Annotated in this window: 20 protein-coding genes; 7 read left to right on the plus strand and 13 right to left on the minus strand. The window is 65.4% G+C overall.

Annotated elements, in window-relative coordinates:
- Positions 1-24: 24 nt before the first annotated feature.
- The 5 genes from ACWW36_RS04760 to ACWW36_RS04780 all read right to left on the minus strand — a co-directional run bounded on the left by ACWW36_RS04760 (position 25) and on the right by ACWW36_RS04780 (position 6,189).
- Complete coding sequence (locus ACWW36_RS04760) at positions 25-1,845, minus strand: ABC transporter ATP-binding protein (protein ID WP_456140447.1); 1,821 nt, start codon at positions 1,843-1,845, stop codon at positions 25-27.
- Positions 1,842-3,773: an ABC transporter ATP-binding protein gene (locus ACWW36_RS04765; protein WP_456140448.1), complete on the minus strand. Its 1,932-nt coding sequence runs from the start codon at positions 3,771-3,773 to the stop codon at positions 1,842-1,844. The genes ACWW36_RS04760 and ACWW36_RS04765 overlap by 4 nt, the downstream gene beginning before the upstream one ends.
- A 304-nt stretch (positions 3,774-4,077) precedes the next feature.
- Positions 4,078-4,623: a chromate transporter gene (locus ACWW36_RS04770; protein ID WP_456140449.1), complete on the minus strand. Its 546-nt coding sequence runs from the start codon at positions 4,621-4,623 to the stop codon at positions 4,078-4,080.
- Entirely contained in the window at positions 4,620-5,207 is a 588-nt protein-coding gene (locus ACWW36_RS04775) for a chromate transporter (protein WP_456140450.1), read from the minus strand. Before ACWW36_RS04775 ends, ACWW36_RS04770 begins: the two co-directional genes overlap by 4 nt.
- A complete protein-coding gene (locus ACWW36_RS04780) occupies positions 5,200-6,189 on the minus strand; it encodes a phospholipase D-like domain-containing protein (RefSeq protein WP_456140451.1) in 990 nt (329 codons plus the stop codon). Before ACWW36_RS04780 ends, ACWW36_RS04775 begins: the two co-directional genes overlap by 8 nt.
- A gap of 159 nt (positions 6,190-6,348) precedes the next feature.
- Here ACWW36_RS04780 and prrA point away from each other — a divergent pair, with 159 nt between their 5' ends.
- Both prrA and ACWW36_RS04790 read left to right on the plus strand, forming a co-directional pair.
- Positions 6,349-7,050 carry a two-component system response regulator PrrA gene (gene prrA, locus ACWW36_RS04785; RefSeq protein ID WP_325337809.1) on the plus strand — a complete coding sequence of 234 codons (702 nt, stop codon included), beginning with the start codon at positions 6,349-6,351 and terminating at the stop codon, positions 7,048-7,050.
- Positions 7,051-7,054: 4 nt separating this feature from the next.
- Entirely contained in the window at positions 7,055-8,395 is a 1,341-nt protein-coding gene (locus ACWW36_RS04790) for a sensor histidine kinase (protein WP_456140452.1), read from the plus strand.
- Positions 8,396-8,470: 75 nt separating this feature from the next.
- Here ACWW36_RS04790 and ACWW36_RS04795 read toward each other — a convergent pair whose 3' ends face one another.
- Positions 8,471-8,833: an FKBP-type peptidyl-prolyl cis-trans isomerase gene (locus ACWW36_RS04795; protein WP_456140453.1), complete on the minus strand. Its 363-nt coding sequence runs from the start codon at positions 8,831-8,833 to the stop codon at positions 8,471-8,473.
- A 31-nt stretch (positions 8,834-8,864) separates the two neighbouring features.
- Here ACWW36_RS04795 and ACWW36_RS04800 point away from each other — a divergent pair, with 31 nt between their 5' ends.
- Both ACWW36_RS04800 and ACWW36_RS04805 read left to right on the plus strand, forming a co-directional pair.
- Complete coding sequence (locus tag ACWW36_RS04800) at positions 8,865-9,113, plus strand: DUF2630 family protein (RefSeq protein ID WP_456140454.1); 249 nt, start codon at positions 8,865-8,867, stop codon at positions 9,111-9,113.
- Between the two features lie 3 nt (positions 9,114-9,116).
- A complete protein-coding gene (locus tag ACWW36_RS04805; RefSeq protein ID WP_456140455.1) occupies positions 9,117-10,652 on the plus strand; it encodes a phytoene desaturase family protein in 1,536 nt (511 codons plus the stop codon).
- On the opposite strand, the gene ACWW36_RS04810 is transcribed toward ACWW36_RS04805, so the two are convergent.
- The 7 genes from ACWW36_RS04810 to pdxH form a co-directional block, all read right to left on the minus strand.
- Positions 10,649-13,780, minus strand: coding sequence for an AAA family ATPase (locus tag ACWW36_RS04810; RefSeq protein WP_456140456.1), 3,132 nt, complete (start codon positions 13,778-13,780; stop codon positions 10,649-10,651). The two genes, ACWW36_RS04805 and ACWW36_RS04810, sit on opposite strands and share 4 nt — an antisense overlap.
- A 15-nt stretch (positions 13,781-13,795) precedes the next feature.
- Complete coding sequence (locus ACWW36_RS04815; protein ID WP_456140457.1) at positions 13,796-14,215, minus strand: MarR family winged helix-turn-helix transcriptional regulator; 420 nt, start codon at positions 14,213-14,215, stop codon at positions 13,796-13,798.
- The gene (locus ACWW36_RS04820) at positions 14,205-15,659 is read right to left on the minus strand and encodes an MFS transporter (RefSeq protein ID WP_456140458.1); all 1,455 of its coding nucleotides are present in this window, start codon (positions 15,657-15,659) and stop codon (positions 14,205-14,207) included. Before ACWW36_RS04820 ends, ACWW36_RS04815 begins: the two co-directional genes overlap by 11 nt.
- 149 nt (positions 15,660-15,808) lie before the next feature.
- Positions 15,809-17,104 (minus strand): citrate synthase, encoded by a 1,296-nt coding sequence (locus tag ACWW36_RS04825; RefSeq protein ID WP_456140459.1) that lies wholly within the window; start codon positions 17,102-17,104, stop codon positions 15,809-15,811.
- Positions 17,105-17,199: 95 nt separating this feature from the next.
- Positions 17,200-17,847, minus strand: coding sequence for a TetR family transcriptional regulator (locus ACWW36_RS04830; protein ID WP_456140460.1), 648 nt, complete (start codon positions 17,845-17,847; stop codon positions 17,200-17,202).
- Positions 17,848-17,915: 68 nt separating this feature from the next.
- A complete protein-coding gene (locus ACWW36_RS04835; protein ID WP_456140461.1) occupies positions 17,916-19,193 on the minus strand; it encodes an MFS transporter in 1,278 nt (425 codons plus the stop codon).
- Positions 19,193-19,849, minus strand: a complete 657-nt coding sequence (gene pdxH, locus ACWW36_RS04840) for a pyridoxamine 5'-phosphate oxidase (protein WP_456142365.1) — start codon at positions 19,847-19,849, stop codon at positions 19,193-19,195. The genes ACWW36_RS04835 and pdxH overlap by 1 nt, the downstream gene beginning before the upstream one ends.
- Before the next feature lie 116 nt (positions 19,850-19,965).
- Between pdxH and ACWW36_RS04845 the strand changes: the two genes are divergently transcribed.
- The 3 genes from ACWW36_RS04845 to ACWW36_RS04855 all read left to right on the plus strand — a co-directional run bounded on the left by ACWW36_RS04845 (position 19,966) and on the right by ACWW36_RS04855 (position 22,263).
- The gene (locus ACWW36_RS04845) at positions 19,966-21,084 is read left to right on the plus strand and encodes a citrate synthase 2 (RefSeq protein ID WP_456140462.1); all 1,119 of its coding nucleotides are present in this window, start codon (positions 19,966-19,968) and stop codon (positions 21,082-21,084) included.
- Positions 21,078-21,695 (plus strand): maleylpyruvate isomerase N-terminal domain-containing protein, encoded by a 618-nt coding sequence (locus ACWW36_RS04850; RefSeq protein ID WP_456142366.1) that lies wholly within the window; start codon positions 21,078-21,080, stop codon positions 21,693-21,695. Before ACWW36_RS04845 ends, ACWW36_RS04850 begins: the two co-directional genes overlap by 7 nt.
- A 115-nt stretch (positions 21,696-21,810) precedes the next feature.
- Positions 21,811-22,263, plus strand: a complete 453-nt coding sequence (locus ACWW36_RS04855) for a VOC family protein (RefSeq protein ID WP_456140463.1) — start codon at positions 21,811-21,813, stop codon at positions 22,261-22,263.
- Positions 22,264-22,268: the final 5 nt, after the last annotated feature.

The raw sequence follows: 22,268 nt of genomic DNA on the forward strand, positions 1-22,268 counted from the left end.
GCAGAGTGAATCGGGCTCGGCAGGCTAGGCCAGCGACTCCACCCATGCGCGGTGCAGTGCGGCGTAGCGTCCGTCGGTGCGGCCGATCAAGTCCTCGGGCGGGCCGTCCTCGACGATGCGGCCGTGCTCCAGGACCAGCACCCGGTCCGCGATCTGCACGGTTGACAGCCGGTGCGCGATCACGAGCGCGGTGCGATCCGACAGCACAGTCTCGAGCGCCCGCTGCACCATCCGCTCACTCGGGATGTCCAGTGACGACGTCGCCTCGTCGAGGATCAGCACCGCCGGGTCGGCAAGAAACGCCCGCGCGAATGCGACCAGCTGCCGCTGGCCCGCCGACAACCGCCCGCCACGCTTGGCGACGTCGGTGTCGTAGCCGTCGGGCAACACATCGATGAACCGGTCCGCACCGACTGCGGCTGCGGCCGCGCGTACTTCGTCATCGGTGGCGTCGGGTTTGCCGAAGCGGATGTTGTCGGCGACGGTCCCGTCGAACATGAAGTTCTCCTGGGTCACCATCACGACGTGGCGGCGCAGCTCGCTCTGCGCAAGCTCGCGCAGGTCGACCCCGTCGAGCGTGACCGATCCCGAGGTGGGGTCGTAGAACCGCGCGATGAGCTTGGCGATCGTCGTCTTGCCTGCACCCGTGGTGCCGACCAGCGCGACGGTTTGGCCCGCGGGCACCGTCAACGAAAGATCCGGCAGCACCGGACGTCCCGGCACATACGAGAACCGCACATCGTGGAATGCGACGTCGCCGCGGACCTTGTTGAGCGTGACCGGATGCGCGGGGTCCTTGATGCCGGGCCGCTCGGCAAGCACGCCGGCCAGCTTCTCCAGCGCCGATCCCGCGGACTGAAACGTGTTGAAAAACTGGGAGATCTCCTGCATCGGCTCAAAGAACATCCGCAGGTACAGCAAGAACGCCGCGAGCGTGCCGATCGTCATCTGGCCGTGCAGCACCCGGTAGCCGCCGTAGAGCAGCACCACACCGGTGGTGATGTTGCCGACCAGCTTCACGCCGGGCATGAAGACGGCGAGCAGACGGAAAGTCTGCTCGTTGTCCTCGCGGTAGCGGTCGGCGATGTCTTCGAAGATCTCCTGGTTGCGCGGCTCGCGCCGATACGCCTGCACCGCCTTGATGCCGGTCATCGTCTCGACGAACTGGACGATCACCAGCGCGGCGCTCTCACGCACCCTGCGATAGGTCTTGGCCGACTCGTTGCGGAACCACCACACCAGCGCCACCAGCACCGGGAAGGCGGCAAGACACATCAAACCCAGCCGAACATCAAGCGTGACAAGCAGAATCGACGTGCCGACGAGTGTGAGCACCGCGGTGATCAGGCTGTCGAAGCCGGTCTCCAGCATGTCCTGGATCGCCTCGACGTCGTTGGTCGATCGGCTCACCACCCGGCCGGAGGTGTAGCGCTCGTGGAAAGCGATGTCCAGCCGCTGAAAATGGCGGAACACGCGGCGGCGCAATTCCAGCAGCACCTTCTGCCCGATCCGTCCGGAGCGTTGGAGGAAGAAGATCCGGCTGACGGTCTGGATCAGCACGACCGCGCACAGCACGCCGACGATGACCATCAGCGTGTGCGTCGAGCCGCCGGACAGGATCGGCGGGATGCCGTGGTCGATCCCGCGCTGGATGAGCAGCGGAACCGAAAGGCGCGCAAGGTTTTCCACCACGACGACGATCGCCAGCAAGGCAACGGTCACCCGGTAGGGCCGCAGCAGGGAGCCAAGCAGTGCCCGCGCCTCGCGCCGGCGCGGCAGGCGTTCGTCGATGGGCAGCTCGTCGTTTTCTTCGTCGAGTTTCCCGCGCCATTCGGTTGTTGTCATCGGCGCTCGGCCTCCGACGTCACGAATCCACGTTCAGCGCATGCGGCATCGGCCGCCTCTTGCTCCTCGTAGGTCTGATCGAGTCGCTTGCGGTCCTCGTCGTCTTGCCATGCGCAGCTGCGCTCGGCGCGATCGTCGAGTTCGTCATCGGCGGCAAGCAGGTAGCGGTATTGCGGCACCTGGGCCAAAAGCTGTGCGTGCGTGCCGATGTGGGTGATGGTGCCGTCTTGCAGCAGTGCCACCTTGTCGGCGAGCAGCACGGTCGACGCCCGGTGTGCGACCACGATGCCGGTCACGGAGTGCAGCACCCTGCGCAGCGCCTCCTCGACGATGGCCTCGGTGTGCACGTCGAGCGCGGACAGCGTGTCGTCGAGCACAAGGATCTTTGGCGTCGCGAGGATGGCCCTGGCCAACGAAAGACGTTGCCGCTGGCCGCCGGACAGGCTCATGCCCTGCTCACCGATCCTGGTGTCCAACCCGAACGGCAGGTCGTACACGAACTGTGCCGCGGCGACCTCGATGGCCTGGGCCAACTGCTCATCCGTCGCATCAGGCCTGCCCAGCCGCAGGTTCTCTGCGACCGACATCGAGAACAGCGTCGGATCTTCGAACGCGGTGGCCACGGCCTGCCGCAGCGCGGGCAGCGACAGCTCGCGGATGTCTTGGCCGTCGATGCGAATCGAGCCCTCGGTGACGTCGTAAAGCCGCGACAACAGCGCGGCCAGCACCGACTTGCCCGAGCCGGTGGAGCCGACGAGAGCGAGGGTCTCCCCCGGCTCGACGGTCATGCTGACATGGCGCAGCGCCCAGTCATCTGTCGAAGCATCGGGAAAGCGGAAGCCGACGTCAACCAGCTCCAGCCGCCCGCCGCGGGGTGTGTGGTGGTGTGGCCCGTCGGTGATTTCGCGTGGCGCGTCGAAGATTTCGGCGATCCGGTTAGCGGCGGTGAACGACTCCTGCGTCATCGACAGCAGAAAGCCCAGCGACGCGATCGGCCACACCAGCGACAGCATCATCGTGATGAACGCGACGAGCGTGCCCATGGTGACGTAGCCGTGACCGGCAGCGTAGGCGCCGAAGCCCAGCACGACGATAAGGGTGAGGTTGGGGATGACCTCCAGCAGCGTCCAGAACTTGGCGGACACCGACACGCGCCTCACCTGGGTGTCGTAGAGGTTTGTGAGCTGCTCGTCGAAGCGGTCGTAGGCGTACTGCTCGCGACCGAACGACTTGACCACCCGCACGCCGAGCGCGGACTCCTCGACATGGGTTGCGACATGGCCGGATTGGTCCTGCGCCAGCCGCGAGAGCCGCGTGTACTCCCGCTGGAAATGCAGCACCGTAAGCGTGATCGGCACGATGGAGGCGACGACCAGAACACCCAGCGGCCAGTACATTGCCAGCAGGATCGCGGTGACCACCGTGATCTGAAGGACGTTGAGTAGCAAGAACACCATGCCGAACGACATGAACCGGCGAATCGTGCTCAGGTCGTTCATGATTCGCGAGAGCAGCTGGCCGGATTGCCACTTGCCGTGAAACGACATCGGCAGAATCTGCAGCCGCGCGTAGAGGTCCTTGCGAATGTCGGCTTCGACGCCCATCGTCGCGCGGGCGACCAGCCAACGGCGGATGAACCACAGCACCGCCTCGGACATGCCGACACCCATGGCCGCGGCACCGAGCAGCCACAGCCCGCGCTGATCCTGATGCCGTACCGGGCCGTCGATAACGGCCTTGGTCATCAGCGGGATCGCCACGGTGGCACCGAGGCTCGTGACGGCCACCAAGACCATCGCGATCCAGCGCACCCGGTAGGGCATCAGGTACGGCAGCATCCGCCACAAATCCGAGCTGGCGCGTCGGTGCTTGGGTGGCGGTGCGATAGCCGGCGCTGAGCGCAAGGCAGGATCTAGGGCTTTAACCACTTAGTACATCTTCCCATGACGGGCAAGCGGTTAACCTCCGCGCAAAGTCGTTCATCAAATCACCGTAAAACCTCAACAATGGATGAGGTCAACGGCTTCCCGCGTCGTGCCGGCGACGCGTTACCCTCGGCGACCCAACATCGGGGTCGCCCGGCTTGCGGCGACAAAGTCGTCAGTGGCGACAATGTCGCCCGGAGGCGGGCACCGAACAGCAGTGGCCGGAGGACAGCCACGCCCGGCGCCCGTCAGCTCCACAGCCCGATTTCGTCCAGCTGCGCGACCAACCGCGCTTGCCCCTCCGGCGTCAGACGATGCCGAAGTAGCCGAGCACGCCCGCCGCACCGACCACGATCAGGGGATTCGTCTTGGTGAAGATGAAGATCGCCGTGCAGATCGCGGTAAGCGTGTAAGCCCGCCAGTCGTGATCGGCAGCTCGGCTCATCACCAGCGAGGTCGCCATGATCAGGCCCACGGTCAGCGGGGCGAAACCCTTTTCGACGGCATATCGCAGCTTCGACTTCTGTGCCTTCTGCCAGAACAGCGTGACGACATACATCAGTGAGGCGGCGGGCATGATCATCGCGACCGTGGCGATCACGCCGCCGAGGATCGCTCCGGGGACTCCCCCGACGTGTAGCCCGGCGCCGTAGCCGACCAGTGTCACGATCAGGATGCTCGGCCCCGGGGCCGTCTGGGAGATGGAGAAGATATCGGCGAATTGGCTGTCGGTCATCCAGTGATGACTTTTGACCGCCTGCATGTGCATCTCGGGCAGCACTGCGTTTCCGCCACCGATCGACAGCAGCGACAACGTCGCGAACAACGCGGCGAGCGACAGGTAAGTGCTCATGCCGCACGGTCTCTCGGCCAGGCCCAGACCAGACTGAGCGGCGCGACGAGCAGAAGAGCCAATGGCAGCGGCCAGCGCAACACGCCGTTCAACAGGAACGCGGTCAGGAACAACAGAACCGGCACCACCCCGGTCAGACATTTGCGGCCCGTCTGGATGACCATGGCCAACGTCAGCGCGACGGCCGCCGCCGATGCACCGTGAAGCACGCCCTTGACCGCGGGCTCCTCCTTGAAGCGAAAGTAGAAGTAGCCCATCACCGTGATGATCACGACGGGCAACAGGCACAGCCCGAACACCGCGGCGGCCGCGCCGATCAAGCCCCGCATTTTCGCGCCGGCGAAGACCGCCATGTTGACCTGATTGGCACCGGGAAAGATCCGGCACATCGTCATCGCGGACAGAAATTCCTCTTCGCCCATCCACTGCTTCTCGAGGACGAGCACTTCCCGCGACCACGCCGACAGGCCGCCGCCGAACGATGCCAGCGCAATGTGGTTGAACGTCCAGGCCAGCTCGGCCAGAGAGACCTTCTCGCGCGGCGGGTCGATCTCGCCCTCGCGCGGTGGATCCATCTCACTCATGCATGAGGTCGTGGTCGTGCGGGAAATCGTCCTCGACGTGATGGGTCGCATTGAGAGGATCCGGCGCCTCGTATTGGTGCGACAGTTCCCAGTCGGTGTTGAAGACCTCCTTGAGCCGAGCGACCGTGTCCACATCGTCGATTGTGATGCCCAATTCCCGCCGCAGATCGAATGCACTGCGGTCGATATTCATCGACCCGACCAAAGCGTGCGCGTCGTCGACGATGATCAACTTGGCGTGAACGCGCAGGTTCTTCTGCTTATGCACCTTGGCCCCGAAACGCTTTAGCGTGCGCAGCGACGCGAACGTGTCGAGAATGTCCCACTCGCTGATCCCGTGCTTACCGCCGCACAGAACGTGCACCTTGACGCCACGATCGGAGGCAGCCGCCAACCGCTCGAGGATTACTGCGTCCACGTACTTCGGGTGTTGAACATCGATCCGCTCCGTCGCGGTGTCGATGAATTGCGCCATGTGATAGCGCGAATTGGAGTTGCTCCACAGCAGGCCCTCGTATGCGGAGCACGTCCAATCGCGGTGGTCCCAGTCGGCATTGAACACCTCGACGATCTGCGCCACGTGATAGGGATTATCGGTGACGATGCCGTAGTCGCGGGTCAGCGTGAAATACTTCTCCATCAGATTGAAGGTCGCGACCAGTGCAGCTTTCTCGTCGACCACTATCGACTTTTCGTGCGTGACGTAGAAATTCGGATTCGACCACTGCACCGCGACCCCGGCATTTTGTAATTGCTCGTATGTCTCATCATTCGCTCGATCACCCCCGGAGCGGGCGGGGTTGAGCATGACCCGCACGTCGACACCGGCTTTCTTCCGGTCGATGACCGCCGCGATCAGGCTCGGTTCGGTGAATGTGAATTGCTTGATCAAAAGCGAATTTTCGGCCGAATTGACGAATTCGCGGACCGGTTCCACGCCGTCATCGGGCTGGACAATCAGGCGCGTGGAGAACGGGTGCATAATTGCGGGATGCTAGCACCGCGTCAATATCATTGCTTTGCTATCGCGGGAATGTTCAGCTCGCCGTGACACAGCCGGGATCTGACCGCGGCTGTACCGATGCGCGTCGGCTCTCGTGCCTGTCACATCTGCGGCGGCGGATCAGGCAAGATTGCGTGCATGGACAGTAGTGCCGCTTCTCCCCGGGTGCTCGTGGTCGACGACGATCCAGACGTGCTGGCGTCGCTCGAACGCGGGCTGCGGCTGTCGGGGTTTGACGTGGCAACAGCCGTCGACGGCGCCGAGGCGCTGCGCAGCGCCACCGAGACCCGGCCCGACGCGATCGTGCTGGACATCAACATGCCCGTGCTCGACGGCGTGAGCGTGGTGACCGCCCTGCGCGCGATGGACAACGACGTGCCGGTGTGTGTGCTGTCGGCGCGCAGCTCCGTCGACGATCGCGTGGCCGGGCTGGAGGCCGGGGCCGACGACTACCTGGTCAAGCCGTTCGTACTGGCCGAGCTCGTCGCGCGGGTCAAGGCGCTACTGCGTCGGCGCGGATCGACTGCGACGTTCTCGTCGGAAACAATCTCGGTCGGCCCGCTCGAGGTCGACATTCCCGGCCGCCGCGCCCGCGTCAACGGCGTCGACGTCGACCTGACCAAGCGGGAGTTCGACCTCCTCGCCGTGCTGGCCGAACACAAGACGGCGGTGCTGTCGCGCGCGCAGCTCCTCGAGCTGGTGTGGGGTTACGACTTCGCTGCCGACACCAACGTCGTCGACGTGTTCATCGGCTACCTGCGCCGCAAGCTGGAGGCCGGTGGGGCTCCCCGGCTGCTGCATACCGTTCGCGGCGTGGGGTTCGTGCTAAGGACGCAATAGTGCGATGAGCTTCTTGTCGCGGATCTTCCGGCGCACCCCGTCGCTGCGGACCCGGGTGGCATTCGCGACGGCCATCGCCGCGACGATCGTCGTCGGCATCGTCGGCGCGGTGGTCTGGATCGGTATCACGAACGACCGCAAGGAGCGGCTCGACCGTCGGCTCGACGAGGCGGCCGGGTTCGCGATCCCGTTCCTGCCGCGCGGCCTTGGCGAGATTCCCAAGTCACCGAACGACCAGGACGCCGTGATCACGGTGCGGCGCGGCGGGGAGGTCACCTCCAACTCCAAAGTGGTGCTGCCCGAGTTGCCCGCCGGCTACGCCGACACCTACGTCGACGGGGTGCGCTACCGCGTGCGCACCGTCGAGCTGGCCAACCCCGATCCGATGACGGTGGCGGTCGGCGCCACCTACGACGCCACCATCGCCGACACCAACAATCTGCACCGGCGGGTAATCATCATCTGCTCCTTGGCAATTGGTGCTGCGACCGTCGGCGCCTGGCTGCTCGCCGCGTTCGCGGTGCGACCGTTCAAGCGACTGGCGCAGCAGACCCGGTCCATCGACGCCGGCGCCGAAGCCCCCGATATCGACATCCGCGGTGCGACGGAAGCCGTCGAGATCGCCGAGGCGATGAAGGGGATGCTGGAGCGCATTTGGAAGGAACAGGACCGCACCAAGGCCGCGCTTACGTCGGCCCGCGACTTCGCATCGGTGTCCGCCCACGAGCTGCGTACGCCGCTGACCGCGATGCGCACCAACCTCGAAGTGCTCTCGACGCTGGATCTGGGCGAGGAGCAACGCAAAGAGGTGGTCAACGACGTCATCCGGACCCAGTCGCGCATCGAGGCGACCCTGGGTGCGCTGGAGCGACTCGCGCAGGGCGAACTGTCGACGTCCGACGACCATGTGCCGGTTGACATCACCGAGCTGCTGGACCGCGCCGCGCACGATGCGATGCGGGTCTACCCCGACCTGGAAGTCTCGCTGGTGCCCGCGCCGACGATGATCATCGTCGGGTTGCCGGCGGGGCTTCGGCTCGCGGTGGACAACGCGATCGCCAACGCCGTCAAGCACGGCGGCGCGACGCGGGTGCAGCTATCGGCGGTCAGCTCGCGCGAGGGTGTGGAGATCGCTGTCGACGACAACGGTGTCGGCATCCCCGAAGAGGAACGCACGCTGGTGTTCGAGCGGTTCTCCCGCGGGTCGACGGCGTCGCACTCCGGCTCCGGACTCGGGCTGGCGCTGGTTGCACAACAGGCCGAATTGCACGGCGGCACAGCATCTTTGGCAGACAGCCCGCTTGGCGGCGCACGCTTGCTGCTGCGGCTGCCCGGGCACCGCTAATCCTGCGCGAGCAGACGCAAATATCCCCGACACGCCGACATTTTGGGGCAGTTTGCGCCTGCTCGCGCTTATGACTCAGCGGGTGGCCAGGAGGTCGATGACGAAGACAAGCGTCTTGCCGGACAGACGATGTCCGCCGCCGGTCGGGCCATAGGCCTGTTCTGGCGGGATGACGAGCTGGCGCCTGCCGCCGACCTTCATGCCGGGGATGCCGTCCTGCCAGCCCTGGATCAGCCCGCGCAGCGGAAACTCGATGGACTCGCCGCGGTTCCAGGAGCTGTCGAACTCCTCGCCGGTGTCGTACTCGACGCCGACATAGTGCACCTCGACGGTGCCGCCCGGCACTGCCTCGGCTCCTTCGCCGACGACCAGGTCCTTGATCACGAGGTCGGTGGGGGCGGGTCCGTCGGGAAACTCGATCTCTGGCTTCGTAGTCACCGCGCTCACGCTAGTCGGGCAGACTGGACCCGTGGCTAAGGACCAAGACATTCTCGCTCAGGTGAACAAGCTGGTCGCCGAGGAACAAGAGTTGCGCGCGAAGCTGCAGCAGCATGAGATCGACGAAACCGAGGAACACCAGCGGTTGCGTGCGGTCGAGGTGGCGCTCGACCAGTGCTGGGACCTGCTTCGGCAGCGCCGGGCACTGCGCGAGACCGGCGGCGACGCCCGTGAGGCTCGGGTGCGCCCGGCCGACGAGGTCGAGGGCTACCTTGGCTGACCTGTGACCCAGCCCGACGTCGTCATCGTCGGCGGCGGGCATAACGGGCTCGTCGCCGCGGCATACCTTGCGCGCGCCGGACGCCGGGTGCAGGTGCTGGAGAGGCTGGACCACGTCGGCGGCGCGGCGGTGTCCGCGCACGCGTTCGACGGCGTCGACGCGCGGTTGTCGCGCTATTCGTATCTGGTCAGCCTGCTGCCGCGGCGCATCATCGAGGACCTCGGCGCCCGGGTCCGGCTGGCGCGTCGGCGGTATTCGTCCTACACACCCGATCCTGCGACGGCAGGCCGCACGGGGCTGTTGATCGGGCCGCAGTCCACGTTCGGAGCCGTCGGCGCGGCCGACGACGAGACCGGCTTCGTAGAGTTCTATCGACGCTGCCGGGCCGTGACATCGCGACTGTGGCCGACGCTGACCCAACCGCTGTGCACACGGGATGAGGCGCGCCGGCACGTGGGCGACGACGCCGCCTGGCGGTTCATGCTCGACGAGCCGATCGGGTACGCGATCGCCAAGACTGTCGAAAGCGACCTCGTGCGCGGTGTGATGGCGACCGACGCGTTGATCGGTACGTTCGCCCGCACCGACGATCCGTCGCTGACGCAGAACGTGTGCTTCCTCTACCACCTGCTGGGCGGCGGCACCGGTGACTGGGATGTCCCGATCGGCGGCATGGGAGCGGTCAGCGGTGCACTTGCTGCCGCCGCGGCCGGCTATGGAGCCGAAATCACCACGGGCGCAGACGTTTACAGCGTCGACCCGGACGGCGGGGTTCGGTACCGCCATGGTGATCGGGAGCACCGTGTGCACGCCGCACATATATTGGCCAATGTGACGTCTGGCGTACTGGCACGGCTGCTTGGCGAGCCGGAGCCTGAACTGGCGCAAGGAGCGCAGGTGAAGGTCAACCTGATGCTGCGGCGGTTGCCCCGGCTGCGAGACGACACCGTGACACCGGAGCAGGCGTTCGGCGGGACATTTCACATCAACGAGACGTTCAGCCAGCTGGACACGGCCTACATCCGCGCCGAGCACGGTGTGGTGCCGGATCCGTTGCCGTGTGAAATCTACTGCCATTCGTTGACCGACCCGACGATCCTGTCGGACCGACTGCGCGACGCCGGGGCGCACACGTTGACCGTGTTCGGGCTGCACACGCCGCACAGCCTGGTGGCGGGAGCGGATCCGGATCGGATGCGGGACACATTGACGTCAGCGGTGTTGCAGTCGCTGAATTCCGTTCTGGCAGAACCTATTCAGGACGTGCTGATGGAGGATGCGTCGGGTCGGTTGTGTATCGAGGCCAAAACGACGGCCGACTTGGAGCGCACGCTGGGCATGACCGGCGGCAACATCTTTCACGGGGCGTTGTCGTGGCCGTTCGCCGAGGACGACGAGCCTTTGGATACGCCGGCGCGGCGCTGGGGTGTGGCCACCGCGCACGAACGAATCATGTTGTGCGGCTCAGGATCTCGACGCGGCGGCGCGGTGTCGGGCATCGGCGGGCACAACGCCGCGATGGCCGTGCTGGAGAGCTAAGGCATCGCGGCGGCGATCGCGATGTGGCCCTCGAAGCCTAGCTTGTTGGCCATGGCGCGGTAGCGGTCCCTGAATTCGCGGTAGGAAGCGGCGTCGCCACGGGCCTGGGCGAGCATTGCCCGCGTCCGAAGCAACACGATGTCTCGAGTCACCCATACAGAATCTGCCAAGGCTGCCGCCAACCTCTCGATCACGACCTCTGCATCTTTCAGGTCATCGTGCGTACCACGGGCCAATAGCAGTTCGACGAACGCGTGCGTACTCATCTCACAGTTGATGAAGTTGCCCGACGCGAACACTTCGTCGACAGCCGCGCGCGCTCGCTCTATCGCGGAGTCGATCTCCTCGGTCGCGGCATGCCGAGCGAGAATCGTGTCCAACCCCGAGACGATGTTCATGGCATACCGTTCGTCGATGCACGTGTTACGCAACTCGGTCAGCATGGCGAGTCCCCGTTCGCGGTCCTGCCCGAATGTCAGAACCGTACCGAATATCATTCGTAGCAGGACTACCGGCAGATCCTCACTGCACCGTTGGGCAACCTCGAATGCTTCAGTGATCTCGGCCAGCGCGGCCTCGTCGGCGGATAGAACCAAACGACTGATGTTGACGTACTTGTAGGCGGCTGCCACTGCAAACGTTGCGGGATCAGCCATCCGCGCCATCGCGACTCCGTCATCGAGGTCTTTCCGCCACCCATCCAGGCCCATGGAGCAGCGCGCAAAACCGCGATACACCAACGCCATTGCCAGCGGGGACCCCAGCATGAAGTTCCCTCGCAATGGGTCACCGTCGGCGATATCGATCGCAGCTTGTGCCCAGCTCAACGCGTCAGCCATCTCGGCGGCCTGCAGTTTGGCCGTACACGCCGGAATGGTCAGGGCCAACGTCAACGTCTCATCGCCGACGGATTCGACAAGAGCCATGTGCTCGGATGCCTGCCGAGACGCATCGGAAACACGCCCCTGGAGCATGTGCTCCATCGCTAGCCCCGCCATGCCGATCGCGAGCGATGCCTTGTCACCCGCTTGGGTGCATAGTTGACGCAATTCCTCGACGCGCCCGGATAGATCCGGATGAAACCGTCTAAAAGCGTTGCTGCACAGCAATGTTCGTGGCCTGATTCGCAGAGCCAAGCGGTCAGGGTGATCAGCCGGCAGCGCATCTGCCACCTTGGCCGCCCGTTCCCAACTCATCTGCGCGGCAGTGTGATCCCGGTTTGTCGACCATGTGCCGGCGCGCATGTGCCAGTCGTACGCCTCACGCAGATCACCGGCCGCCTCGAGATGCTCAGCGATCAGCGCGGCATTCTGGTCGTGCTGTTCGATGGTCGTCGCCAGCCGCCGATGTAACTGCGCGCGATCGGACTTGAGCTGTGATTCGTACGCCACGGCACGGATCAGCCCGTGCCGAAAGGCGTACTGCGGGTGCGGGCCAAAGGCGGTTTGGTCGATCAACTCCGCGCGCACGAGGTCGTCCAGAATTGGTTCGATGTCCAATGCCTTCAGCATGTCTGGGTCGAACTGAGAGCCGATCACCGCGGCGGCGTTCAATGCGCGTTTCGCGGCCCGATCGAGACGGTCGATCCGTGCGGCGATCACGGCTTGCAGGGTGCTGGGCACGGTGACGTCTCCGGCCGGTTCGAGGCATAGGTAGCATCCGCGCCCGCCGATCAAGACGTCTCGCTCCTTGAGGTCCCGAACGATCTCTTCGGCGAAGAACGGGTTGCCGCCGGCACGGTCTGCGACGACGTCAACCAGCTCAGTTACCGACCTGTCCTCGCCCAACAGTTCGGTACTGAGCCGCGACATCTGCGAGTCATCGAGCGGCTCGAGCACGATGGTCTGCGCCCGAGGCGCATGGGCGAGCGCACCAACATATTCCGGGCGGTAGGTGATGAGGACAAGTGCTCGCGTTCGCGGTACGACAGCGATGAAGTCCGCGAGCATCGACTCGCTGATCTCGTCGATCCAGTGCGCGTCCTCGATAACATAGACGGTCGACGTGCTCCTTGTGAGCGCGGCCGCGTTCACCATCGAGGTCAAACGGCGACGCCTGGCATCGGGATCGATTTGGGCCAACGAAGCCGCAGGATCACCGATTCCCAAGAGGTCCTCCAGGATCAACAGATCCTCTTCGTCGGCCGTGGCGAAGCGCGACCGTATCTGGGTTCGCGCCGCGGGGCCGTCGAGATCCTGCGAACCAGTCGTGGCCCGCAGCAGACTCGCCGCCGCGTGAAACGGAATGTCGGTGGTGTGAGACTCGCAGTGAGCAGTGAACACCTCTGCGCCTAAATCTCTTGCGCGTGACGTGATTTCGCGGACAAGGCGGCTCTTGCCGATCCCAGGTGGTCCGACCAGGTTGACGACAGACCCATTGCCGCGCAGGGAGCGATCGAGAAGGCCGCGCAAGGCGCCTAGTTCCCACTCCCGGCCGACGAAGGACGCTTCTACGCGCTCGATTCGGCGGCCGGTAGCGACGCCCAAAAGGCGGCGCGCCGGCACTGGCAGCTGAGCGCCCTTGATGTGCACCAGTTCTGGATCCCCCAGGATGGCGCTGTTCTCCACCAATCGTGCTGTCGACTCGCTCACCATGACGGCGCCCGGTGCTGCGACGGATTCCATCCGTTGCGCCATCCCGACCTGCTCACCCACGGCGGTATACGCCAGGGGACCCGAGCCGACTTCGCCGGTAATCACCTCGCCGGAATTCAGTCCGACACGCAGTTGCAAAGCGACGTTGTCGCGACGTTCCAGGTCCGCGGCTAAGCCGTGGGCATCCTTTTGGACATCCAGGGCAGCGCGACAGGCGCGCAGTGCGTGATCTTCGAACGCGATCGGTGCACCGAATATCGCCATGATCCCGTCGCCCGTGAATTTGTCGACGGTTCCGCCGTAGCGCTGCACGGTCGCCGACGACCGATTGAACAGCTCGGTCATGATCTCGCGAAGTCGCTCAGCCCCAACCGCCGCCGCGATATCCATCGAATGCACAACGTCGGCGAAGAGCACCGTCACCTGTTTGTACTCGGCCTGACTGTCCGCCGCCGCGACCGGCGAACCGCACGCGTCACAAAATCGGGCGCCGTCCCGCGGTTCGGCGCCGCAGTTGCGGCACGGTGTCGCCACCGTCAAAGGATATGGCTAGCGAGCAGCCGCCCGGTCAAAGATCGCTTTCAGAGCCTTCAGATCGGTTGGGTCGAGCGCTGCCAGGGCGTTGGGGGCTGGATCCTCGACAGCGTCGATCTTGGCGACCAATGCGCGGCCGGTGTCGGTCAACGAGACGACCTTGCACCGTCGATTCGTCGGATCGGTTTCGCGTACGACGAGCCCGCGGTCTTCGAGGTCGTTGACGGCGACGGTCGTCGCAGGAGCATCCATTGTCGCCGCGTGCGCCAATTGCTTGACGGTCATCGACTGGCGACTCAGCCGTTTGAGGATGCGAATCCTGCTGAACGGTAGGCCCGCTACCTCGACGACCGCGCGCTTCCACCCGTCGCGGTTGTCGTGTACCAGCGCCGCGATCGCCCGCCAAACCTCGTCGGCCAGAGGGTTACCTGACATCGGCGCCCTCCAACTGGGGACCCGCGATCAAGGGCGCTAATCGATCGGTCGAACGCAACGCGCGCTTCGACGTCGAAAACACGCCGAGCACGAGGATCACCACGCCGAGTCCCGCGCACGCCAGCCAGAGCGGCCGGGCCGCAACTGCGAAGTCCGCGCCGGTCGTCGACAACGCCGAGCCCAACACCGAACCGCACAGGGCAACACCGACACTCACCCCGACCTGGCGGCTGGTCGAAGCGACGGCAGAGGCGGCGCCGGCCCGGTCGGTTGGCATGCCGCTCACGGCCGCGTTGGTGATCGGCGCGTTGACCATCGAGAAGCCGATGCCGAACACCGAGAAGATCACCAACAGCTGCCATACCGCGGTGGTGATGGTCAGCCGGGTGAGCAGCAGCGTCGCGGCGGTGATCAGCGTGCCCGCGATCAGCAGCGAGGGCCGGGCGCCGAACCGTCCGACCAGTCGGCCCGATACCGGCGAAAAGACCAGCGCGCCAACGGCTATCGGCAGATACAGAAGTCCCGTGTGCATGGCCGAGAAGCCACGCTCGACTTGAAGGTACAGCGAGATCATGAACAGGAAGGCGCCCCACGAAGCGAACGCACACACTGCGATCATCGTCGCCGACGCGAACGGGATGCTGCGGAAGAAGCGCAGGTCGATGAACGGGTCGTGGCGACGCGATTCGTAGCGCAGGAACGCGGCGAACGCCACCGCTGCGACGACCGCGACGGTGATGATCCGGGCGTCGGTCCAGCCCCGCGCCGGACCTTCGATGAGCACGTAGACGAGGCCGAACAGGAATGTCATGCCAAGGCCCTGACCCACCGGGTCGACGTCTCGCATTGTGACCGAACGGGATTCGGGCACGAAGATGGCCGTCAGCAGGATCGCCAGCGCGCAGATCGGCAGGTTGATCCAGAACACTGCGCGCCAGTCGACGACCTGGATCAGTGCGCCACCGACGATCGGTCCGAGCGCCATCGAGATGCCGACCACCCCGCCCCAGACACCGATCGCGCGGGCGCGTTCCACCCGGCCCGTGAAGACCTGGGTGATGATCGACATGGCGACGGGGTTGAGCATCGAGCCCCCGACGGCTTGCACCATCCGCGCGACGATGAGGATCTCGATGTTCGGCGAGAGACTGCACAGCAGCGACCCGAGCGCGAACGCCGTCAACCCGATCTGGAACGTGCGCCTGCGGCCGAACCGGTCTGCGGTGGCGCCCGAGAGCAGCAGCAGGGATGCCAGCACCAGCGTGTAGATGTCGATGACCCACTGCAGCTGCGACGCCGACGCGCCGAGGTCGACGCGAATGTTGGGAATCGCGACGTTGACGATCGTCGCGTCCATCGACACGATCAGCAGGCTCAGGCAGCAGGACACCAGGATGATGCCCTTGCGCCGAGCGCTCAGAGACCGGACGACGGTTTCATTCACACAACGATTGTGAAACTACAACTGTCCGGGATGCAAGGCGCATTTCCGTGACGCTCACTACAGCGCGAGCGTGCGCAAACTTCCGAATTGCGGCGGCGTGTCGGCCGCAAACACGCACCCTCGCGGAGGAGGGGAAGGGAGGGAGGTGGCTAGCGGCCGTCGAGAGCCTTGTAGTCGCGCTCGGTGTAGCCGGTGTAGATCTGACGCGGACGACCGATCTTGCCGCCTTCTTCGTCGTGCATCTCGCGCCAGTGCGCGATCCACCCTGGCAGACGTCCGAGGGCGAACAACACCGTGAACATCCGCGTAGGGAATCCCATCGCCCGGTAGATCACGCCGGTGTAGAAGTCGACGTTCGGATACAGCTTGCGCTCGACGAAGTAGTCGTCGGTGAGCGCGACCTCTTCGAGGGCCTTGGCGATGTCCAGCAGATCGTCGTCGCCGCCGAGCTTGCCGAGGATCTTGTCGGCCTGCTCCTTGACGATGCGCGCCCGCGGGTCGTAGTTCTTGTACACGCGGTGGCCGAAGCCCATCAGCTTGACGCCGTCCTCGCGGTTCTTGACCTTCTTCACGAAGTCGTGCACGTCGCCGTCGGCCTGGCGGATCTTCTCGAGCATCTCCAGCACGGCCTGGTTGGCGCCGCCGTGCAGCGGACCCCACAGCGCGTTGATGCCGCCGGAGATCGACGTGAACAAGTTCGCCTGCGACGAGCCGACGAGCCGCACCGTCGACGTCGAGCAGTTCTGCTCGTGATCGGCATGCAGGATGAACAGCATGTCCAGGGCCCGCACGAGCTCGGGGTCGACCTCGTAGGGCTCGGCGGGCAGCCCGAACGTCATCCGCAGGAAGTTCTCCACCAGCGTCATCGAGTTGTCCGGATACAGGAACGGCTGGCCGACGGACTTCTTGTACGCATACGCCGCGATCGTGGGCAGCTTGGCCAGCAGCCGGATGGTCGACAGCTCGACCTGCTCATCGTCGAACGGGTCCAGTGAGTCCTGGTAGTAGGCGCTCAGCGCGTTGACGGCGCTGGACAGCACGGGCATCGGATGCGCGTTGCGCGGGAAGCCGTCGAAGAAGCGCTTGAGGTCCTCGTGCAGCAGCGTGTGCCGCTGGATCTGGGTGGTGAACTTGTCGAGCTGATCCTTGTCCGGAAGTTCGCCGTAGATCAGCAGGTAGCTGACCTCGATGAAATTCGACTTCTCGGCGAGCTGCTCGATGGGATATCCGCGGTAACGCAGGATGCCGGCGTCACCGTCGATGTAGGTGATGGCGCTCTTGGTCGACGCCGTGTTGACGAAACCGCCGTCGAATGTGGTGTAGCCGGACTTGGCCAGCAACGATCCCAAGGCGATACCGTCGGCGCCCTCGGTGGCGTGGACGATATCCAGGTCAAGCTCGCCGCCGGGGTATTTGAGGGTGGCGTGCTCGTCTTTTTCGGCCACGGGAATCCCTTCTTCGCTGCCGTCAATGGGGAGGTCTGCCCTACAAAAGGTAGTCCCATCGGCGCGGGTGTGCCCGCGGGGGGGCGGTCAGTTGCTCAGACCGGCTGCCGGACATCGGAGATCACGCCCACGAACTGCGCGTACGCGTCCTCCACACGGGCGACCAGATCGTCGACGGTCATACTGTCCCAATCGGTGGCCGGTCCCAGGTCGTCCTGGGCCGTCATGATGATGGCCGCCCACACCGTCGCGATCAGTTTCACTCGCTGATCCTGAACAGGAATTCCCATCCGTTGGGCCAACAGCATGTTGACCGGATGGGGCCGAAATTCCGAGGCGGCCTGGCGCAGTGCGGACGACGACATGATGATCCGCACCGCTGCGAGCAACCGCTCGGGGGTGAGACCGTTCGCGGCAGCGGTCTTGGTGTTGCGGTACATCCCTACATAGGCCCGATACAGCGCTTCGAGGGGATTGATGTCGGGGGGCTGGCGGTCCAGTTCGGCGGCGGCCAGCTGGAGCGTGTCGTCGATCAGGGCCAGCATCACCGCTTCTTTGGTGGCGAAGTAACGGCTGAATGTGCGCGGTGAGACGTCGGCGACGGCAGCGATCTGGTCGACGGTCGTGCGTTCGAATCCTTGGCGATTGCACAATTCGACGGCCGCGTCCATTAACGTTGCGCGGGTGCGCTGTTTCTTGCGTTCACGCAGGCCGAGTGCCGGCTCCCCCCTTACTTCAGCCACGTCGGCAGCCTAACGCGGCAACGTGTGAATTCTCTTAGAAACTGGCAAGGCCAGACATTTGGCGTCGCTCACACTTTGTCACCCTCGGTCACGCGATAGCGCACGAACGCGGGCACGACGAGTGCGGCGATAACCACACCGACAACCACCAGCGCCCCACCCCCCGCGGCGGCCGCCGTGGTCCCGATCGCCGCAGCGGCCGCGCCGTGCGCTGCATCGGCGAGCCGCGGGCCGCCGGCGACGACAACCGTGAACACGCCTTGTAGCCGGCCCCGCACATCGTCGGATGCCGCCTGCTGCAGGATCGTCGACCGGAAGGCCGCCGACACCATATCCGCGGCCCCGCCAATCGCCAAGAATGCCAAGGCAATCCACAACACCGCGCCGGTCGTTCCGTGCGCCAGCCCACCGGCCACGCCGAAGCCCACCATCGCGCCGCCCCACACCAGGATCGCGATCACGACCGCCAGGCCCTGCCGCTGGATGCGGGGAAACCAGCCGGAAAACACCCCACCGGCGACCGCGCCTACCGCCATCGCGGCGGAAAGCAGCGCCATCGTGGTGCCGCCCTCTACCGGTCCGCCGAAGCTTTCGTGGGCCATTTGCGGGAAAAGCGCCCGCGGCATGCCGAGGATCATCGCGATCAGGTCGACGACGAACGACATCAGCACCACCGTGTTCCCGGCCAGGTAGCGGAAGCCCTCAAGGACCGAGCGCACAGCTGCAAACCCCGCGCCATTCCCGCCATTGCTGGGCGGCATCGGCGCCAGGCGAAAAGTGGCCCAGATCGGCACGATGCACGTGATCGCGTCGATCAGATAAAGCGTCGACAGATCGACCCAGTGCAGCATCACGCCGGCCAACAGTGGCCCGACGATGGCCCCGAACTGAAACACCGTGAAGTTCAGCGAGTTGGCGGCGGCTAGCTGGTCGCCCGGGATCATGCGGGGAATCGCCGCGGCACGGGTGGGGCTGTTGATCGCATAGAAAGCCTGCTGCACCGACAGCAGGCACAGCACCACCCACACGTTGTTGAGCGCGAGCGCGGCCTGTAGCCACAACATCACCGACGCCACCGCCAGCCCGCACGACGCGATGATCAGCAGCAGCCGCCGGTCCATCGCGTCGGCCCATGCCCCGCCCCACAACCCGAACACGATGAGCGGCACGAGCGCGAAGATCCCGGACAGCCCGACGTATGCCGAGTTCTGGGTGAGCGCGTAGAGCTGTACGGGCACGGCGAAGATCGTCAGGTTGCCGCCGATGACGGTGACGATGCCGGACAGCCACAACCGCCGAAAGTCCGGCGTGCGCAGCGGAGTGGTGTCGGCGAAGAACCGCCGCACTACGGCTGGAGCCGCTCGATGCGGCTGTGTACGGTCACCGGCAGCTCGTTGTCGGTGACGACGCGAATCCTGTTGTGCACCCGGTTCTCTCGGCCCTGCCAGAACTCGACGACCTCGGGCGCGATCAGATACCCGCCCCAATTCGGGGGCACCGGCACGTCGGCGGTGTCGGCGAATCGTTGTGTCACGTCGGCCAACTGTTCCAGCAGGGCGGCGCGTGAGGCAATCGGTTTTGACTGCTGTGACGCCCATGCCCCGAGCTGCGAGCCGCGTGGCCGCTTCGACCAGTAGTCGGCGGTCGCCTCGGCCGACACCTTGGTCACCGGACCGCGCACGTGGACCTGCCGGCCCAGCAGAAACCACGGAAACGTCGCCGATGCGTACGGATTGGCCGCCAGGTCCTCGCCCTTGGCCGAATCGTAATTGGTGAAGAAGGTGATACCCGTCTCGTCCACGCTCTTGCACAACACGGCCCGGGTCGTCGGCCTTCCCCGCTCGTCGACGGTGCCCACCACCATCGCGTTCGGTTCGGCCACCCCGGCGCTCTCGGCGTCAGCTAACCACTTGCGCAGCAGCGCAACCCAGCCGTCGACAAGCCAGTCGGCATCCAGGTCCGAGCTGCCATCCTTCTCGACGGACCCGTACTCGACCCGCATTCTCGCCAGGTGCTCGTCATCGCGAGTTGCCACGCGATCACGCTACGCTCCGCCTGCTCCGCGCGTGGTTACCGACCGGTAGAGAATGCGCGGAAGCAGGGTGCGAGAATCGCCCCATGAGTGCGCTACCGGAAGACTTTGTCGAGGGGCTCGAAGGCGTCGTGGCCTTCACCACCGAGATCGCCGAACCGGACAAGGACGGCGGAGCGCTGCGGTACCGCGGCGTCGACATCGAAGATCTGGTCAACCGTCAGGTGACGTTCGGTGATGTCTGGGGACTGCTGGTCGACGGCAAGTTCGGCCACGGACTGCCGCCGGCCGAACCGTTCCCGCTGCCGATCCACAGCGGCGACGTCCGCGTCGACGTGCAGGCGGGGCTGCCCATGCTGGCGCCGATCTGGGGGTATCAGCCGCTTCTGGACATCGACGACGCGACGGCGCGTGATCAACTGGCGCGCGCGTCGGTGATGGCCCTTTCGTATGTGGCGCAGTCCGCGCGCGGCATCTATCAGCCCGCGGTTCCGCAGCGAACGATCGACGAGTGTTCCACCGTGACAGCGCGTTTCATGACGCGATGGCAGGGGGACCCCGACCCCAAACATGTCGAGGCGATCGACGCGTACTGGGTGACGGCCGCAGAGCACGGCATGAACGCGTCGACATTCACCGCGCGGGTGATCGCGTCGACGGGCGCGGACGTGGCGGCGGCGCTGTCGGGGGCCATCGGCGCGATGAGCGGTCCGCTGCACGGCGGTGCCCCGGCGCGGGTGATCCCGATGATCCAGGAGGCAGAGAAGACCGGCGACGCGCGCGATGTGGTCAAGGGCATCCTGGACCGCAAAGAGAAGCTGATGGGCTTCGGCCACCGCGTCTACCGTGCCGAGGATCCGCGGGCACGGGTGCTGCGCGCGACGGCCAAGCGTCTCGAGGCGCCGCGCTACGAGGTGGCGGCCGCGCTGGAGCAGGCGGCGCTGGCCGAGCTGCGTGAGCGCCGCCCCGACCGCGCGATCGAGACCAACGTCGAGTTCTGGGCGGCGGTCATCCTGGACTTCGCGCAGGTGCCGACGAAGATGATGCCTGCCATGTTCACCTGCGGCCGCACCGCCGGTTGGTGCGCGCACATCCTCGAGCAGAAGCGGCTGGGCAAGCTCGTGCGCCCGGCGGCCATCTACGTCGGCCCCGATCCTCGCAGTCCCGAATCCGTCGAGGGTTGGGACCTAATCGTCAAATCGTGACGGATCCCATCGCGACGTTTGCCTCCGCGGCAAGGAGTTTCGCGGATCTCGTGCACCGCGTCCCCGCTGCGGCGTGGGATGGGCCGGGCCTCGGTGAGTGGGACTTGCGCTCGCTGGTGGGCCACACGTCGCGGTCGCTGATCACGGTCAGCACCTACCTTCAGACCTCGGCCGAACACGAAGACATCACCACGCCGCAGGAGTACTACGTGCGGGTGACTCCGTCGGCCCTCGGCATCGACCCGGCAGGCGTCGTGGAGCGAGGCCGCCAGGCGGGTCGCGACCTCGGAGAAAATCCGGGCGACGTCGTCGACGGCCTGGTTTCTCGGGTATTGGCGGATCTCACCGATTGCGGTGATCCGTTGATCGCGGTGATCGGCGGAGCGGGAATCCGGTTGTACAACTATTTGCCGACGCGGACGTTCGAGCTGGCCGTGCATGGGCTGGATATTGCTCGCGCCGTTGGCATTCCGCTCGAATTGCCGGCCGACGTGATCGAGGAGGCGACGACGCTCGCGGCGCGCGTCGCCGCCGCGCAGGGTCAGGGCGAGACGGTGCTGATGGCGTTGACCGGCCGCGGCGAGCTGCCGGCGTCGTTCTCGGTTGTCTGAGTTCACCTACTTGTCGGTGCCGTGGTGTTGCATGGGCTTGCCGATGAGATTCGCCCCTGCGCGTGGTCTGTACAGGGGAACCCATCGGGTCACGTCAACTAATGAGGAGAACATCATGGCCATTGAAGTGCAGCCCTCCGTGTCCCCACACCTGTGCGTTGATGGTGCAGCCGCGGCGATCGACTTCTATGTCAAGGCGTTCAATGCCGTTGAGCTTGGCCGGGTTCCCGGCCCTGACGGCAAGCTGATGCACGCAGCGCTGCAGATCAACGGCTCGACCGTCATGCTCAACGACGACTTCCCCGAGTACAACGCCGGCAAGCCGTCGACGCCGACCGCGTTGGGTGGCACGCCCGTCACCATCCACCTGACCGTCACCGACGTCGACGCGAAATTCCAGCAGGCCCTCGATGCCGGCGCCACGGTCGTCGCCCCGCTGGAAGACCAATTCTGGGGTGATCGCTATGGCGTCGTGCGTGACCCGTTCGGCCACCAGTGGTCGTTGGGCCAGCCGGTGCGCGAGGTGAGCCCGGAGGAGATCGCCGAGGCGATGAAGCAGATGCAGTAAGACGG

It is taken from the genome of Mycobacterium sp. MMS18-G62, assembly GCF_053877835.1.

What these genes read in the sequence shown, in the direction of transcription:
- ACWW36_RS04845 (WP_456140462.1), top strand. Translation starts at nt 19,966, where the DNA reads ATGAGTGCGCTACCGGAAGACTTTGTCGAGGGGCTCGAAGGCGTCGTG.
- ACWW36_RS04770 (WP_456140449.1), bottom strand. Translation starts at nt 4,623, where the DNA reads ATGAGCACTTACCTGTCGCTCGCCGCGTTGTTCGCGACGTTGTCGCTG.
- ACWW36_RS04780 (WP_456140451.1), bottom strand. Translation starts at nt 6,189, where the DNA reads ATGCACCCGTTCTCCACGCGCCTGATTGTCCAGCCCGATGACGGCGTG.
- ACWW36_RS04775 (WP_456140450.1), bottom strand. Translation starts at nt 5,207, where the DNA reads ATGAGTGAGATGGATCCACCGCGCGAGGGCGAGATCGACCCGCCGCGC.
- ACWW36_RS04790 (WP_456140452.1), top strand. Translation starts at nt 7,055, where the DNA reads ATGAGCTTCTTGTCGCGGATCTTCCGGCGCACCCCGTCGCTGCGGACC.
- ACWW36_RS04855 (WP_456140463.1), top strand. Translation starts at nt 21,811, where the DNA reads ATGGCCATTGAAGTGCAGCCCTCCGTGTCCCCACACCTGTGCGTTGAT.
- pdxH (WP_456142365.1), bottom strand. Translation starts at nt 19,849, where the DNA reads ATGCGGGTCGAGTACGGGTCCGTCGAGAAGGATGGCAGCTCGGACCTG.
- ACWW36_RS04760 (WP_456140447.1), bottom strand. Translation starts at nt 1,845, where the DNA reads ATGACAACAACCGAATGGCGCGGGAAACTCGACGAAGAAAACGACGAG.
- ACWW36_RS04815 (WP_456140457.1), bottom strand. Translation starts at nt 14,215, where the DNA reads ATGTCAGGTAACCCTCTGGCCGACGAGGTTTGGCGGGCGATCGCGGCG.
- prrA (WP_325337809.1), top strand. Translation starts at nt 6,349, where the DNA reads ATGGACAGTAGTGCCGCTTCTCCCCGGGTGCTCGTGGTCGACGACGAT.